Consider the following 16,676-nt stretch of genomic DNA (forward strand, 5'->3'; position numbering starts at 1 on the left):
AACTGCTCAGTAATGTGAAAAAATTCTTGAAAAAATCTGCAAATAGACTCTTTCAGAGAAAGTAAATCGAGTGTCTCACTATTATGAAAAGTTATTTAGCAAAAATAAAACGTCGGCATTGTGATTTGGCTGCGGCCTGAAGTAGATAATTTATGGTTAAGATATTGGCAGGTAATAAATCTTCAAATTCTGCATTTGCGTAGGGAATACCGGCGAGGTGGATAATGTTTTCTACATCAGAAACTAAATCTTCCGCAGCAGAGGGATTAGATAAATCAGCCAGTATGAAACAATGTGGGGCAGGAATGTGATAGTCAGGGTGTTTTTGATCTACAAGAGTGAAAATATAACGATCCTGCATTGCCAGAAAAAAAGTCCGTCCTATACGCCCACTTGCTCCAGTTAACAAAATAGTACGTTTTGACATTATTTTCCTTGATCCTGTCTGTTTTCAGATGAAATGTTGTTGTGATTTTATACACGAAAATTTTGACATATGTATGAAGTAAGCATATTTTAAATTTATTTTTCTCAGAAGTGATTATTTCTATTTTGTATGGTTTTTTAGTCCTGAATGCTCATAATCAAAGTATCATGGGTTATGATCCATTACAGGATCTTTTTAGTAAAATATAAAAAACTTCAATTTATGAATATTATTATCTTATCCCTACTATTTATTACCGCTGCTTTATTACATGGCATCAGTGGCATTGGTTTCCCCATTGCCAGTACAACGGCATTAAGTCTATTTATGCCATTAAAAGCGGCGGTGGTTTTAGCCTTATGGCCAACATTATTGATCAATGTGTTAAGTGTCATTTCCGGTGGGAAAATTGGCCCGATATTACATAAATACAGTTTGCTGGCACTATTTTCCTTAGTAGGCAGTTTTATTGGAGCAAAACTTTTATTTCTGGTTAATCCGGCTTATTTGCAATTACTATTAAGTGGAGTTATTGCATTTTACATTATCAATAGTATCCGTAGCACGAATCTCCGTTTATCTACAAATCCGGTTATTTTGTCACTATTCGGTTTGGTGGCGGGTATTATCGGTGGGGCGACAAATGCCATGTCACCTATATTGATAATGTGTCTGCTGGCAATGAGCAGTGATCGTCATGAAATCGCGCGGGCGGCTAATCTTTGTTTTTTGCTCGGCAAAATCAGCCAATTGATCGTATTACGTAACGAAGCCTTTGAACTATTCTCTTCGGATTATTTATGGCCTGCACTGTTACTGACAGTATTATCTGTCCTCTTTCTTTTTATTGGCACTCGTCTGAGAACTCGTATCAGTGCTCAGCATTTTCGCGGGCTGATGCTTATTCTGCTGGGAGTACTGGCAGTAATGTCTGCAATTCAGGCGATACGGGTGTTGGTATAGTGCAATGTATTTTTCAGAGGAAAATATTCCTATTTAAGGAGTCAGTAAGATGAGCTCTTGGGAATCTGTACCCGTTTTAGCCGCATTAAATATGGATGAAATGATCCAGTTTTATACCGCAAGACTAGGTTTTACCTGTGACTCTCAATTCGGTGAACAATATGGAATAGTATCGAGAGGAGATACAGAATTACATTTTTGGTCTTGCGATGATAAATATATAGCGGAAAATACTTCATGTTATATATACGTAGAGAATATTCAGGAAGTATTTGATGAGCTTAACGGTAAAGTTGAAATATCAGATATAAAAGAAACCAGTTGGGGAGGATTAGAGATGTATCTATATGATCCCAGTGGAAATCTACTCAAATTTGGTCAAATTCCATCTAATTAAAACAGAGATATTGAGTGTTTTTTCATAATCTGTTGCTATTTATTCGGCACCACTGAATTGTGGTGCCATAATAAGAAACTTATTTCAGCTTAGCGAAACAACGAGCAGCAGCATCAACGGTACGCTGAATATCTTCCTCTGAATGAGCGATAGACATAAAACCAGCTTCGAATGCGGATGGTGCCAGATAGACGCCTTCATCCAACATTAAATGGAAGAACTTCTTGAATCGTTCAACATCACATTTCATCACATCCTGATAGCAGGTAACGCTTTTCGCATCGGTAAAGAAAATACCGAACATACCGCCAACGTGGTTAATAACCAGAGGAATATCAGCTTTGGCAGCCGCATTTTTTAATCCCGTTGCCAGTTTATCCGTCAGTTCACTCAGGCATTGATGGACACCAGTCTGAGCAACTTCTTTCAGGCAGGCTAAACCTGCCGCCATCGCAATCGGGTTGCCGGAAAGGGTTCCCGCCTGATAAACAGGGCCGGTTGGAGCCAGTTTTTCCATAATTTCCTGACGGCCACCGAATGCACCAACAGGCATCCCACCACCGATGATTTTTCCAAGAGAAGTGAGATCAGGTTTAACTCCGTAATATTCCTGTGCACCACCTAAAGCAACACGAAAACCTGTCATTACTTCATCAATAATCAACAGAGCGCCGAATTCATCACACAGTTTACGCAGCCCCGGCAAAAATTCAGGTTGCGGTGGGATGCAGTTCATATTGCCGGCAACAGGTTCGACGATAATACAGGCGATCTCTTCGGGGAATTTTTCGAATGCTTCACGCACTGAATTCAAATCATTGTAGACGCAGGTCAGAGTGTGTTTGGCGAAATCGGCAGGAACTCCCGGAGAATTTGGTTGTCCGATAGTCAGAGCACCGGAACCGGCTTTTACCAGCAGGCAATCTGCGTGACCATGGTAGCAACCTTCGAATTTGATGATTTTATCGCGCTGAGTATAACCACGAGCCAGACGGATGGCACTCATCGTTGCTTCCGTGCCTGAGTTCACCATACGAACCATATCCATTGAAGGAACCAGCTTTGTTACCAGTTTTGCCATTTCTACTTCGGCAGCCGTCGGAGCACCAAAACTCAGACCACGTTCAGCAGCTTCAATGACAGCGTTGCGGATAGCAGGGTGATTGTGCCCCAGAACCATTGGTCCCCATGAACCGACATAATCGATATAGGCATTACCATCGACATCGTAAAGATAGGCACCGTTGGCACGTTGGATAAATACAGGTGTACCGCCAACTCCATTGAAAGCGCGCACCGGGGAGTTTACACCACCGGGTATAACATGTTTTGCCTGAGAGTAAAGTGTTTCGGACTGGCTCATTAATCAATGCTCCTGAAAGACGAGAGATATGTAGATTTGCCATTCTAAATCACCCAAGTAGGTAAGCCAAATTAGAAGCAAAGGAATAAGTATGTATGGCAAAACTTGAACGAATCAGTCAGGTATTAGATAATCGCTGTTAACTGATCTGAAGGTTTATGCCCCCTATTGGGTATACAGTAACTTTCCGAGAATTTTTACCGGAAAACCGGACTGGAGTAAAAATATGAGCGATGATGCTGCATTGCCTTTGCAGTTTACTGATGCCGCAGCCAACAAAGTGAAAGTATTGGTTGCTGATGAAGAGAACCCGAATCTGCGTTTGCGGGTTTATATTACAGGTGGTGGTTGTAGCGGTTTCCAGTATGGTTTCACTTTCGATGACCAAATGAACGAAGGTGATATGACAATTCAGAAACAGGGTGTTGAGCTGGTCGTTGACCCGATGAGCCTGCAATATCTGGTGGGCGGCTGTGTCGATTATACCGAAGGTCTGGAAGGCTCCCGCTTTATCGTCACTAATCCGAACGCAAAAACGACTTGTGGTTGTGGCTCTTCTTTTAGTATCTGATTGGGAACATTGAACACTCATTTCAATGTAAAACTTAAGGGCAACGTTTACGTTGCCCTTAAGGCGCTATCAAGCTTATAGAGTTTTCGCGTTGAGTCATTTTTTCATTGCACTTATTGATCTAAATAATTTTACTTATATAAAATTTAATTATTATAGATGGATGTTAATTAAATTTATTTAATGCTTAAAAGTCAACTTCGTACATATAATCCCCGAATTCTTTGAAATAAAGCTCTTGAGTTACCATAAAGTCTTTATTTAATTCTTTGAGATAATTATCATCCCGCAAGCCGAAATAGGGAGAGTGATGCATAAAGTGACCATAAATGTTTTGACAGTCATTTTGATAACGTTGAGTATCAAGAATATGATGATGCCATATTTCATCTACTTCGATAGAGGGAACGATTTTTATATCTGAGCCTTTATATTTATATAGAATAAACATAAAATTCTTATATTGTTCCATTGCATCATTTGCTCCCTCTTCTGTCCATACTTTGGCTATATTCGGGTCTTTTTGAGTGATTTTCTTAATAATCCACGTAAGATCAAGGAGTTTGACTTTTTCAGTGAATTCTTCTTTTGTCATTTTCTTAATCCCTTTTATTTTACATAGATAAATCAGGAATAGGAGTTAATCCTATTCCTGTTTGTTATTTATAAAAAGGTTTATGAGTTTATTCACAAGCTGATGGTTTAGCTATTTTTCGTGTTCTTTTCATAATTAATACCTCTAATAACATAAGTTATTTTTTTGATATCAATTTTATATTAGTAATAATTACCAGTATAAAACCGATGTGTGGATTATAACCAGAAAACAGAGATTTTAAAATATAAAAATAATGAAGCAGTAATGTTTGAATTCTTATTTTTAATGCAGTGTCAATTGCTGACACAATTGCTCAGTTGCGAGAATAATCCTTGGCCCGGCGCGGCTGAACCAGTCATCATTGATGGTGATAATTCTGATATTCAACTGTGGCCGCCAGAATTCGGCTACTCTCTGTTTTTGAGCTTCCGTTCCGCCCATCACAATGACTTCCGGTTTACGTACCAGAACCTGTTCACGGTTAACCTGAGGCCACGGTACGGGGCTATCGGCAAAGATATTTCTGCCTCCACATGCAGAAACAATTTCACTCTGAATGGTATGGCTGGATGAAGTAAAAATTGGATTTATACCAAATTGGATAAATACTGGGGTAGGGTTTGCTTTGGCATAATTTTGTTTTAACTGACTGAATTTTTGCCGGATATCCGCAGCGGCTTTTTTAGCTGTATCCGGATGTGAACTATAGGCTGCCAGCCGCTCTAAATCAGTGGCAACATCCTCTACTTTTTTCACATCAGAGTAAAAAATCGGAATACCGAGTGCAGCGAGTTGCTCCAGTGGCCTTTGTGGATTACCACCTCGCCATGCCAAGATTAAATCAGGTTTCAGGGCGATGATCCGCTCAACATTGATACCCTGCCAATCGGCGACCTGTTCCAGTTTTTTTGCTGCTTCAGGATAATCGGAGTAAGCACTGACAGCGACAAGCTGATCGCCCATGCCTGCGGCATAAGCAAGTTCAGTGGTGGAGGGGGCAAGGCTGATCACACGGGAAGCTGTTGCGTAAAGTGGAGCACTGAAAACACTTAAAAAGCTATACAGTAGAAATAAAAATACCATCCAGACCGAGTGATAATCGGTGGTTTTCAAGTAGAATTTCATTAATTGATGTTCCAAACTTTAGAGCCTATAAAATAGGCTCTAAGCGATTACTGCTTGCTGAGTTCAGTCAGCATTGCGTTGATCATTCGTGTGGATTCCTGTGCCGCGACAACCAGAAACTCATCAAAGCTGATATGAGATTCTTGATCTGCAACGTCAGAAATAGCGCGAACAACAACGAAAGGCACTTTATATTGATGACAAACATGACCAATTGCTGCCGCTTCCATTTCAACCGCTGCAACATGTGGGAAAGTCGCCCGGATGCGTGCCAGTGGTTCTGAGCCGTTGATAAAGGCATCGCCACTGCAAACCAGACCACGAACAGCGTTCAGCTCCAGAGACTGGATACATTTTTCAGCTAAAGTAATTAATTTTTCATCAGCAATAAATGCCGCAGGGCATTGCGCCATCTGGCCCGGTTCATAACCAAAAGCGGTAAGATCAGCATCGTGGTAACGTACTTCTTCAGATACCACAATATCACCCACTTTCAGTTTCGGATCCAGACCGCCGGCTGAACCGGTGTTAATTACGATATCCGGCTGACAATGTTCAATTAACAGAGTAGTGCCAAGTGCGGAAGAGACTTTACCGATCCCGGATTTCAGCAAGGCGATATCAACACCATTCAGCTTACCGGTATAAATCTCACATCCACCGCGCGACAATGTTTGCAGACCTTCGATCTGGTCGCGTAACAAAGTCACTTCCTGTTCCATTGCACCTATTACACCTACTTTCATGTGTCATACTCTCTTTTGTTATTAGTTTGTGCCTATTCATATATACCCTATGGATTTCGAGTTGCATCGCGGCGGCGAGGGAACACATCCCCGGGAGCATAGAAAACTATGTGACTGGGGTGAGTGAGCGTAGCCAACAAAGAGGCAGCTTGAAAGACGACGGGTATAGGCCTGATTAATGCGGCAGTGTATCATTAAATAATCGTCTGCCAGAGGTTCAGGCTATAAATAATCGTATCATTCGATATGGGGGGATTGATGCCTAAGATTGATTTCAAGCAAAAACTGAATTTTCAGCGCAAGTACAGAAACGCTTCTATCCATGATGCTAATGAAGAGCAGATAAACCGGCAGTTTGAAAGTGATCGCGGGCGGATCATCAACTCTGCGGCTATCCGGCGGTTGCAGCAGAAAACACAGGTGTTTCCGCTGGAACGTAATGCGGCGGTGCGCAGCCGGTTAACGCATTCACTGGAAGTGCAACAAATTGGTCGTTATATCTCTAAAACCATTATTGCCGAACTGACAAAACAGAATTTGCTGGAAAAATATGGACTGAGTGAACGTCTGAGTGCTTTTGAAAGCCTGATTGAGATGGCTTGTCTGATGCATGATATCGGCAACCCCCCGTTTGGTCATTTTGGCGAGGCGGCGATTAAGGACTGGTTTTCCCGCCGGTTAGATCCTGACTATTTACCTGAGACTGAATTACCTGAGACCGAACAGACCAACCGGCAGGATAATTGTCAGGTTGCAGCACTGTGTTTGAGTGGAGAAGAGAAAAAAGATCTATTCCGACGCCAGTTGCGGATGGATCTATGCCAGTTTGAAGGAAATGCGCAGGCTATCCGGCTGGCACACAGCCTGCTTAAACTGAATCTGACGTATGCTCAAATCGGCTGTATTCTCAAATATACCTGTCCGGCTTATCGTCTCGAAGAATCTCCGGAAGAATTCAGTTATCTGATGAAGAAAAAAGGTTATTACTGGTCAGAAGATTGTTTTATCCGTGAATTGAAAAAAGAGCTGCAATTGGGGGATTTCTGCCGTTTTCCACTGACCTATATTATGGAAGCCGCCGATGATATTTCTTACTGTATCGCTGATTTGGATGATGCGGTTGAGAAAGGGATTTTTAATGTTGATCAGCTGGTGGAATATCTGAAACAAGAATGGGAAGAGAATGGTGGTCACCACAAAGGCGATTTGTTCGAATCGACGGTAATTCAGGCTTATAAAAAAACGACCAATAATGAAGCCCGCCGTAATATTCACGAACAATTTTTCATGTATCTGCGGGTGTTTATTACCGGCAAATTAGTCCCTTATACGGCACAGCGTTTTATTGAACATTTACCAGAAATTTATGCCGGTACTTTCAATCATGCTTTACTGGAAGCCAATGGCGAAGAACACCGTTTACTGAGTACCTTAAAGAGCGTGACGCGCAAACGGGTATTCAATCACCCTGAAGTGGAAGAACTTGAATTACAGGGCTACCGGATTATTACCGGTTTGCTGGATGTTTATAGTCCGTTACTGGAATTATCCCGCCAAGATTTCTGGGAACTACACCAGAATAACTTCCACAAAAAATACTTTATTGAAACCCGCTTGTTGCACAAGCTTTCAACTAAACACCGGCTGGCTTATAACGAAGCAGTGGAGGGAATTATTGCCACTGACGAAACTGAAAAAGACGTGCTTGAATTTTACTATCGGGCACGTCTTATTCAGGATTATATCAGTGGCATGACAGACCATTATGCTTACGAAGAATACCGCAAGTTTATGGTATCGAAGTGAGTGCTCTGGCGGCTCTCAGTATGTCAGGAGCTGCCGCAATAACATGGTCGATTTCGTCAATAAACTCGAGTAGCTCAGGCTCTAAATCAGCCAGAGAAATATTCTGCCTTAACTGCTTTTCAATCAGTTCGCAAATCATCTTTAATTTAGGTACGCCGTTATAGCAGCAACTGCCGTGCAGCTGATGAACATGATGCAAAAACTGTTTACGGTGAGCCTCACCTTCTGCGCTCAATGCCTGTTCAATTCGCATTTTCATCTCCGGCAGGGATTGTACCAGCATTGCCAGCATTTCCAGCGCCAGTGATTCTTTGCCGGCGGTTTGCTGTAAAGCCAGTTTCCAGTCTATGGCTTGTGGCTTTTTCGTTGGGCTGTACTGATGCAGTAAGTCTTTTAAGCGAGCTTCATCCAGTGGTTTAGACAAACAGTCGATAAAAGGAGAATGTCCCTGATTGCAGGTTTCATCGCAGATAAAAGCGGTGACAGCAACAATGGGGGTTTGCTTATGGTCCGGTAATTGATGGATTTGCTCTGAAGTCTGAATTCCATCCATATCTGCCATCTGAATATCCATCAGGATAAGATCCAGAGAATGTTTTTTCGCCATTTTCAGGGCTTCCATACCACTGCTGCACAGAATAGTGTTGTCCACTTGCTCGCTTAAAAGTGTGCCGATTAATTTCAGATTAGCCGGGTTATCATCGACTGCCATAACCGTCATAGGCAGGCGGAATGACGAGTGGGGCTGAGATAAATGTGCAGGCACTGAATCTAACAGGAACTCCTCTTTTTCCAGCCAGATATCAAAATAAAAGACCGTCCCTTTGGTGGGTTCACTGATGAAATCGATTTCTCCGTCCATTTCATTAACCAGCCGCTTGGTGATGCTTAACCCTAACCCTGTGCCGCCGTAATGACGTGTAATGCTGGCATCGGCTTGATTGAATGCCTGAAACAGAATAGGGCGGTATTCTGATTTAATACCAATCCCGGTATCAGTCACGGTAAAATCGATTTGCACCATATGGTGCCTTTGCTGGCGCAGCTTTATTTCCAGTGTGATATTGCCTTCATCTGTGAATTTAATCGCATTGCCAATTAAGTTAGTGAGTATTTGCTGCAAACGGATAGGATCACCAATCATCAGGTTTGGTAGCTGGTCATCGATATAGTGGTGCAGGGGAAGATTTTTCGCACTGGCAGAAGGTGTCAGTAATTCGATCACCTCATTGACGGTATCACGCAGTAAGAAAGGTATTTGATCTAATATTAGTTTATTGGATTCCAGACGAGAAAAATCCAGAATGTCATTGATGATTTTCAGCAGATTGTTGGCAGAACGTTCAATGACATGAAGATATTCTGCCTGTTGATAGGTTATCGGTGTTTTCAGCATCTGTCGGGTAAAACCGATAACACCGTTAAGCGGGGTTCGCAGTTCATGAGACATATTCGCCAGAAATTCGGTTTTTATCCTGACTGCTTCCTGTGCCCGTTTTTTAGCGATAGTCAGTTCCACATTTTGAATTTCCAACTGTTCCATTGTAATTTGTAGGTCAGAAGTCGCCTGATCGATATGTAACTGCATATCGTCTTTATATTTTGACAGCGATTCCGCGACGGTATTAATCCCATTCTGGAGTGCGGATAACTCGCCCGGCATGGCTCCCGTTACTCGGGTATTCAACTGCCCCTGCCGGATACGGTTAACGGCTTTGACCATACATTCCAAAGGCTCTGTAACTTTACGCACCAGAATATGGGCAAACAGTGCCGTTCCGCCGAGACAGAGGATCAGCAAAATGATAGAAGTTGCAATCTCCTTATATTGCTGGAGTTGAGCGGCTCGCAAATCCAAATCAATGGCGATATAACCGATGGGGACGGGTTTATGTGGTGTTTCCGGCCACCCGTTAGAAGCACTGCTTTCCGAGATAATCGGCATTTTCAGGATAATGCTGTTGCTGTCTTCTTCTTTAGTCAGTGTTGTCGGAATAGGATCATTCGGCCTGAGTCGCAACAGGTTGACATCATATTTATCATTGGAAATTTCGAAAAGCTGATGGTGTTCATCAAAAATCGCAATGGCCATAACGATTTCAGAATTCCGGCGATGAAGGCGATTTATCAATGATTTTACGCCCTTACTGTTATCCAGATTTATTCCTACTTCGCTGGCAATGGACAACGGCTCAATAATGCTGATCCCACTGCGGACTATCAGGCTCTTCAACTCATAATAGCGGTATGAGATAAATGATATACTCACAAGTGTTCCGACCAATAAGACAGGAACCAAAATCAGGCTCATCATACGGGTGCGCAGGCTATATTTGGTCATAAGCATCCATTGTGGGAAAATCAAAACTCAATTTTTCAAAGTCAGTCAGAATCATGGTGCAATTTTACTCCCCAAATCACCGCTCCGTAAACCGAAGCATTATTTCCGTTACCGCAGACAATCTTGATGCTCAGGGGCAGGGTATTGCCCGCCATCAAGGCAAAACGATCTTTATTCCGGGGTTATTGCCCGGCGAGCAGGCGCAAGTTCAACTGACAGAAGAGAAACGCCAGTTTGCGAAAGCCAAAGTGGTAAAACGTTTATCAGACAGCCCGTCTCGTGTGGCTCCGCGCTGCCCGCATTTCAAAATGTGTGGAGGTTGCCAGCAGCAGCATGTCGCCCCTGAGTTACAGGCAAAAACGAAAGCCAGTGTACTGGAACGCCTGATCCAGCGGGAGACCGGAATCAGTATCAGTGCTCAGCCCATTATTCACAGCCCTGAGTATGGGTATCGGCGCAGAGCAAGGCTTGGCCTGCAATATCAGGCCAGACAGGGTAAATTAGTGATGGGATTTCGTCAGAGCCAGACCAATGATTTGGTGGATATCGGGCATTGTCCGGTCATGCATCCTGAACTGGAAAAATTATTGCAACCCTTATCCCTTTGTTTAAACAGCCTGAAAGTGGTGAAACGACTGGGACATGTTGAATTAGTGTTAGCAGATAATGGCCCGTTGGTTGTTTTACGTCATCTCGCCCCCATAAAGTATGAAGATAAAGAAATACTGCGGGCTTTTGCGAAGCAAAATCAGGTGATGATTTATTTGGCTGGCGATGAAACTTCCCTTGAGCCGTTGTCTCCTGAAGAAGAGCAATCTGAGCCGTGGTATCAGGTGGATGGTTTAAAATTGATATTCAGCCCACAGGATTTTATTCAGGTTAATGATGTGGTTAACCAGAAAATGGTCGCTCAGGCCCTGTTATGGCTGGATTTGCAGCCGGAAGACCGGATACTGGATCTCTTCTGTGGTATGGGAAATTTCACTCTGCCAATAGCGGCTAAAGTTCAGGCGGTTGTTGGTGTGGAAGGCGTTGCGGCATTGGTTGCAAGCGGGCAATATAATGCTCGGTTAAATGGGCTTAGTAACGTCAGTTTTTTCCACGAAAATCTGGAATCGGATATCCATCAGCAGCCGTGGGCCGCACAGGGCTTCAATAAAGTATTATTGGATCCCGCTCGTGCAGGTGCTGCTGGTGTCATGTCACATATAGTAAAACTGGCTCCTGAAAAAGTGGTTTATGTTTCTTGTAATCCCACAACCCTGGCGCGGGACAGCAAAGTTCTGCTGGAGGCCGGTTATCATCTTGTCAGTGTGCGGATGCTGGATATGTTTCCGCACACCGGTCATCTGGAATCTATGGCTTTATTCAGCCGAGAGCCGATGACTATCGAGTAGGGAGAAATTATGGTTGCAGTAAGAAGTGCTCATCTCACACCGGCAGGTGAATTTGCTGTCGATAAGTGGATTGCGAGTTTAAATATTGTTAATCCACAATCCAGTGAAAAATTAGCCGAAACATGGCATTACTGTCACGAAAAAGTTCAGAATCACCCTAATGCCGAGTTGTTATTGTGGCGTGGTGTTGAAATGGTGGAAATTCTGTCCACCCTGAGCATGGACAATGACAGTATGCGTGCGGCACTGCTTTTTCCCCTTCTTGATGCCCGGCTACTTAACAGCGAAACCGTGACAGAAACGTTTGGTCAACCCATCGTGGATCTGGTTCATGGTGTGCTGGAAATGGATGCAATCCGCCAGTTGAAAGCCACGCATACCGATGCTACCTGTTCAGTGCAGGTGGATAATGTACGCCGGATGTTGTTGTCAATGGTAGAAGATTTCCGCTGCGTGATTATTAAACTGGCGGAGCGGATCGCCTACCTGCGGGAAGTTAAGGATGCCAGTGAAGATGAACGGGTATTGGTTGCGAAAGAGTGCTCCAATATCTATGCACCTCTTGCCAACCGTTTAGGGATTGGTCAGTTAAAGTGGGAGCTGGAAGATTTCTGCTTCCGCTACCTGCATCCCGATGAATATAAGAAAATTGCCCAACTTTTACATGAGCGCAGGATTGACCGTGAACAATACATCGAAAAATTTATCACGACACTGCGCCGTTATATGCTCAAAGAAGGAATTTCGGGAGAAATTTACGGGCGTCCCAAACATATTTATAGCATCTGGCGCAAGATGCAGAAAAAATCGTTGGCGTTTGATGAGTTGTTTGATGTACGTGCCGTGCGCATTGTCGTTGAACGTTTGCAGGATTGCTATGCTGCATTGGGAATAGTGCATACTCACTATCGCCATTTGCCGGATGAGTTTGATGATTACGTTGCCAATCCGAAACCAAATGGTTATCAGTCAATCCATACCGTGGTGTTGGGGCCAAACGGTAAAACACTTGAAATTCAGATCCGTACCCGCCAGATGCATGATGATGCTGAACTGGGTGTGGCAGCTCACTGGAAATATAAAGAAGGTACGGCGATTGGCGGGGGTAAATCCGGCAGCTATGAAAGCCGGATTGCATGGCTGCGGAAGCTGATTGCATGGCAGGAAGAGATGGCGGATACCGGAGAGATGCTGGATGAAGTCCGCAGTCAGGTATTTGATGATCGTGTTTATGTTTTTACGCCAAAAGGCGATGTGATTGATTTACCTGCTGGTTCAACACCACTGGATTTTGCCTATCACATTCATAGCGATGTCGGGCATCGTTGTATCGGTGCGAAAATTGGCGGGCGCATTGTGCCGTTCAGTTATCAGCTCCAGATGGGTGATCAGATTGAAGTTATCACCCAGAAACAACCGAACCCAAGCCGTGACTGGCTGAATCCTAATCTTGGCTATGTCACGACCAGCCGTGGACGGGCGAAGATCCACAACTGGTTCCGTAAACAGGATCGCGATAAAAACATTATTGCCGGGCGCCAGATGCTGGATAGTGAACTGGCACATTTGGGTGTCACAGTTAAAGAAGCAGAAAAAGAGCTGATTGCCCGTTATAACGTGAATTCGCTGGAGGAAGTGCTGGCGGGGATTGGTGTCGGTGATATCCGAATTCATCAGCTGGCGAATTTCCTGCAAAGCAAATTTAATAAAACGACAGCGGAAGAGGCGGATCGCGAGGCGCTCCGTACTTTAGAAAGCAAGACGTTCACTCCTCGTAACAATAAAAAAGATAATGGTCGGGTTGTTGTAGAAGGGGTAGGCAACCTGATGCACCATATCGCCCGCTGCTGCCAGCCGATTCCGGGGGATGAGATTACCGGATTTATTACACGCGGACGCGGTATTTCCATCCATCGGGCAGATTGTGATCAGTTAACTGAACTGGAAGCAAGTGCGCCAGAGCGTGTGGTGGATGCGGTATGGGGAGAAAGTTACTCCAGTGGTTATTCTCTGGTGGTGAGAGTGCTCGCCAATGATCGCAGCGGATTACTGCGTGATATCACCACAATCCTTGCTAACGAAAAAGTGAATGTATTAGGTGTCAGTAGCCGCAGCGATGTGAAGCAGCAACTGGCAACTATCGATATGAATATTGAGATTTACAACTTGCAGGTACTGGGTCGGGTTCTGGCAAAACTGAATCAACTGCCTGATGTGATTGAAGCCAGACGTCTGCATGGAAATTAAACAGTTATGGATAAAGTAAACACGCACTCAGTTGCAAATATGACTGATAGTATGAAAAGCATTGAAAGACTGAAAGAGATTATGGCGCAATTGCGCCACCCTCAGCACGGTTGCCCGTGGGATAAGGTACAAACTTCGGCTACCATTGCACCTTACACGCTGGAAGAGACTTATGAAGTCATTGATGCCATTGAGCGTAATGATACCAGTGCTCTGAAAGAAGAATTAGGCGACTTACTGTTCCATATTGTGTTTTATGCCCAAATGGCGCAGGAAGAACAGCTTTTTGATTTCGACGATATCTGTGAAGCTGTTTGTAACAAACTGGAACGCAGGCATCCACATATCTTCAACCAACAGGCGGGTATCAGCAGCGAAGAAGCTATCGGTAGCTGGGAGCAGCGCAAAACCGCAGAAAGAGCGGAAAAAGACCAGCACTCCGTTCTGGATGATATTCCTGCCAGCCTGCCATCACTAATGAAAGCCTATAAAATCCAGAAACGCTGTGCCTCTGTCGGATTTGACTGGGATACAGTCGGCCCGGTATTGGACAAAGTTTATGAAGAAATTGATGAAGTGATGGATGAAGCTAAACAGGCAGTTGTGGATGATGAGCGCGTAGAAGAAGAGCTGGGTGATTTGTTATTTGCGGTAGTTAACTTATCCCGTCATCTGGGACATAAACCTGAAATGGCACTCCAGAAAGCCTGCCAGAAATTCGAAAATCGCTTTCGCAATGTTGAAAAGCTCATCCTCGATAGTGGCTTAACAATGGAAACTGCGACATTAGAGGAAATGGATAAAATGTGGGAGCAGGTGAAAAAGCAGCAAGCTTGATTTTACATAAAAGTCCGGTATCTCCAGAGATAACCGGACTTTTTTTGATCTGGGCAGTGATTAATTTCTCTTGGAAATTGCTACACTTGCATAGATAAAAGAGATAGGGTTTGTAGCGCATTTAAGGTTAGGGTATACTGCTTTCCCGTCCTGTTATATTCATCATCCTTTTAAACCTAAACTTTCAGGTTCAGCATGAAAACTAATTATATTTTTGTGACCGGCGGGGTCGTATCCTCTCTGGGTAAAGGCATTGCCGCAGCCTCTTTGGCGGCCATACTCGAAGCCCGTGGACTCAATGTCACCATTATGAAACTGGACCCGTACATCAACGTTGATCCAGGTACAATGAGCCCAACCCAACACGGGGAAGTTTTCGTAACCGAAGATGGCGCTGAAACTGATCTCGATTTAGGTCATTACGAACGTTTCATTCGAACCAAAATGACACGTCGCAATAACTTTACGACGGGTCGTGTTTATTCCGAAGTTCTGCGCAAAGAACGCCGTGGCGATTATCTGGGCGCAACTATTCAGGTTATTCCTCATATCACTAACGAAATCAAAGACCGCATCATCCGTGGCGCAGAAGGCTATGATGTTGTGCTGGTGGAAATCGGCGGTACTGTCGGTGATATCGAATCCCTGCCATTCCTTGAAGCCATTCGTCAGATGGCAGTAGAAGTAGGCCGTGAGAACACGCTGTTCATGCACCTGACTCTGGTGCCTTATATGGCAGCAGCCGGCGAAGTGAAAACCAAACCTACTCAGCATTCAGTGAAAGAACTGCTTTCCATTGGTATCCAGCCTGATGTTTTGATCTGCCGTTCAGATCGCATTATTCCGGCCAACGAGCGGGCAAAAATTGCTCTGTTCTGTAACGTACCAGAGAAAGCAGTTATCTCTTTAAAAGATGTTGATTCTATTTATAAAATCCCAGCCCTCTTGAAATCTCAGGGCTTAGATGATTATATTTGTAATCGATTCAGCATCGAACGCCCGGAAGCGGATCTGTCCGAATGGGAACAGGTCATTTATGAAGAAGCTAATCCATCGGGCGAAGTGACCATCGGTATGGTGGGCAAATATATCGAATTGCCGGACGCTTATAAGTCCGTGATTGAAGCACTGAAACACGCTGGTCTGAAAAATCGTCTGACCGTCAACATCAAACTGATCGATTCTCAGGATGTTGAAACCCGTGGTGTTGAAGTCCTGAAAGCTCTGGATGCCATTCTGGTGCCGGGCGGCTTCGGTGGCCGTGGTATCGAAGGCAAGATTATGACAGCACGTTACGCCCGTGAAAACAAAATCCCTTATCTGGGAATTTGTCTGGGAATGCAGGTTGCTCTGATTGAATTTGCGCGCAATGTTGCGGGTATGGAAGGGGCTAACTCGACTGAGTTTGAACCTGAATGTAAGTTACCGGTTGTAGGTCTGATCACCGAATGGCGTGATGAGAACGGCAACGTTGAAGTACGTAGCGAAGAGAGTGATCTCGGCGGAACGATGCGTGTGGGTGGCCAGCTGTGCCGTCTGACTGAAAACAGTCTGGTGCGTAACTTGTATGGTCAGGACGATATTATCGAACGTCACCGCCATCGTTACGAAGTGAACAACTTATTGTTGAAACGTATTGAAGATGCAGGCCTGCGCATTGCTGGTCGTTCAATCGATAATAAGCTGGTGGAAATTATTGAGAACCCGAATCACCCGTGGTTTGTGGCATGTCAGTTCCATCCTGAATTCACTTCAACGCCTCGCGATGGCCATCCGTTATTTGCCGGTTTCGTTGAAGCCGCAGGCAAATACCAGAAAAGCCAGTTGAAATAAGATATAGGGCGATTGATGGAGTTTT

Annotated in this window: 14 protein-coding genes; 8 read left to right on the forward strand and 6 right to left on the reverse strand. The window is 44.1% G+C overall.

From position 1 onward, the window contains the following. Positions 1–91 precede the first annotated feature (91 nt). Positions 92–427 carry an NAD-dependent epimerase/dehydratase family protein gene (locus Xsto_RS11100; RefSeq protein WP_099125093.1) on the reverse strand — a complete coding sequence of 112 codons (336 nt, stop codon included), beginning with the start codon at positions 425–427 and terminating at the stop codon, positions 92–94. Between the two features lie 222 nt (positions 428–649). Between Xsto_RS11100 and Xsto_RS11105 the strand changes: the two genes are divergently transcribed. Continuing rightward, the gene (locus Xsto_RS11105; protein ID WP_169926630.1) at positions 650–1,390 is read left to right on the forward strand and encodes a sulfite exporter TauE/SafE family protein; all 741 of its coding nucleotides are present in this window, start codon (positions 650–652) and stop codon (positions 1,388–1,390) included. 49 nt (positions 1,391–1,439) lie between these two features. Next, positions 1,440–1,787: a bleomycin resistance protein gene (locus Xsto_RS11110; RefSeq protein WP_099125095.1), complete on the forward strand. Its 348-nt coding sequence runs from the start codon at positions 1,440–1,442 to the stop codon at positions 1,785–1,787. Between the two features lie 79 nt (positions 1,788–1,866). On the opposite strand, the gene hemL is transcribed toward Xsto_RS11110, so the two are convergent. After that, on the reverse strand, positions 1,867–3,150 hold the full coding sequence (gene hemL / locus Xsto_RS11115) for a glutamate-1-semialdehyde 2,1-aminomutase (RefSeq protein WP_099125096.1): 1,284 nt from the start codon (positions 3,148–3,150) through the stop codon (positions 1,867–1,869). A gap of 226 nt (positions 3,151–3,376) precedes the next feature. On the opposite strand from hemL, the gene erpA reads away from it, so the two are divergent. Beyond that, positions 3,377–3,721: an iron-sulfur cluster insertion protein ErpA gene (erpA, locus tag Xsto_RS11120; RefSeq protein WP_099109965.1), complete on the forward strand. Its 345-nt coding sequence runs from the start codon at positions 3,377–3,379 to the stop codon at positions 3,719–3,721. 187 nt (positions 3,722–3,908) lie between these two features. Here the strand turns inward: erpA and Xsto_RS11125 are convergent, their stop codons facing one another. The 3 genes from Xsto_RS11125 to mtnN form a co-directional block, all read right to left on the reverse strand. Beyond that, a complete protein-coding gene (locus Xsto_RS11125) occupies positions 3,909–4,316 on the reverse strand; it encodes a glycine-rich domain-containing protein (RefSeq protein WP_099125097.1) in 408 nt (135 codons plus the stop codon). Positions 4,317–4,601: 285 nt separating this feature from the next. Further along, positions 4,602–5,402, reverse strand: a complete 801-nt coding sequence (btuF, locus tag Xsto_RS11130; protein WP_422646194.1) for a vitamin B12 ABC transporter substrate-binding protein BtuF — start codon at positions 5,400–5,402, stop codon at positions 4,602–4,604. An 89-nt stretch (positions 5,403–5,491) separates the two neighbouring features. Continuing rightward, positions 5,492–6,190, reverse strand: a complete 699-nt coding sequence (mtnN, locus tag Xsto_RS11135) for a 5'-methylthioadenosine/S-adenosylhomocysteine nucleosidase (RefSeq protein ID WP_099125099.1) — start codon at positions 6,188–6,190, stop codon at positions 5,492–5,494. A gap of 258 nt (positions 6,191–6,448) precedes the next feature. Here mtnN and dgt point away from each other — a divergent pair, with 258 nt between their 5' ends. Next, entirely contained in the window at positions 6,449–7,996 is a 1,548-nt protein-coding gene (gene dgt, locus Xsto_RS11140; RefSeq protein ID WP_099109961.1) for a dGTPase, read from the forward strand. Here the strand turns inward: dgt and Xsto_RS11145 are convergent. After that, positions 7,980–10,337, reverse strand: a complete 2,358-nt coding sequence (locus tag Xsto_RS11145; RefSeq protein WP_099109960.1) for an ATP-binding protein — start codon at positions 10,335–10,337, stop codon at positions 7,980–7,982. The two genes, dgt and Xsto_RS11145, sit on opposite strands and share 17 nt — an antisense overlap. Before the next feature lie 53 nt (positions 10,338–10,390). Here Xsto_RS11145 and rlmD point away from each other — a divergent pair, with 53 nt between their 5' ends. The 4 genes from rlmD (at position 10,391) to pyrG (ending at position 16,651) form a co-directional block, all read left to right on the forward strand. Further along, entirely contained in the window at positions 10,391–11,734 is a 1,344-nt protein-coding gene (gene rlmD, locus Xsto_RS11150; protein WP_099125139.1) for a 23S rRNA (uracil(1939)-C(5))-methyltransferase RlmD, read from the forward strand. A gap of 9 nt (positions 11,735–11,743) precedes the next feature. Next, positions 11,744–13,981, forward strand: coding sequence for a GTP diphosphokinase (gene relA / locus Xsto_RS11155; protein WP_099109959.1), 2,238 nt, complete (start codon positions 11,744–11,746; stop codon positions 13,979–13,981). A gap of 51 nt (positions 13,982–14,032) precedes the next feature. After that, on the forward strand, positions 14,033–14,818 hold the full coding sequence (mazG, locus tag Xsto_RS11160; protein ID WP_099109996.1) for a nucleoside triphosphate pyrophosphohydrolase: 786 nt from the start codon (positions 14,033–14,035) through the stop codon (positions 14,816–14,818). Between the two features lie 195 nt (positions 14,819–15,013). Next, entirely contained in the window at positions 15,014–16,651 is a 1,638-nt protein-coding gene (gene pyrG, locus Xsto_RS11165; protein ID WP_099125100.1) for a glutamine hydrolyzing CTP synthase, read from the forward strand. Positions 16,652–16,676 lie beyond the last annotated feature (25 nt).

Source organism: Xenorhabdus stockiae (assembly GCF_002632825.1).
Taxonomy (GTDB): domain Bacteria; phylum Pseudomonadota; class Gammaproteobacteria; order Enterobacterales; family Enterobacteriaceae; genus Xenorhabdus; species Xenorhabdus stockiae.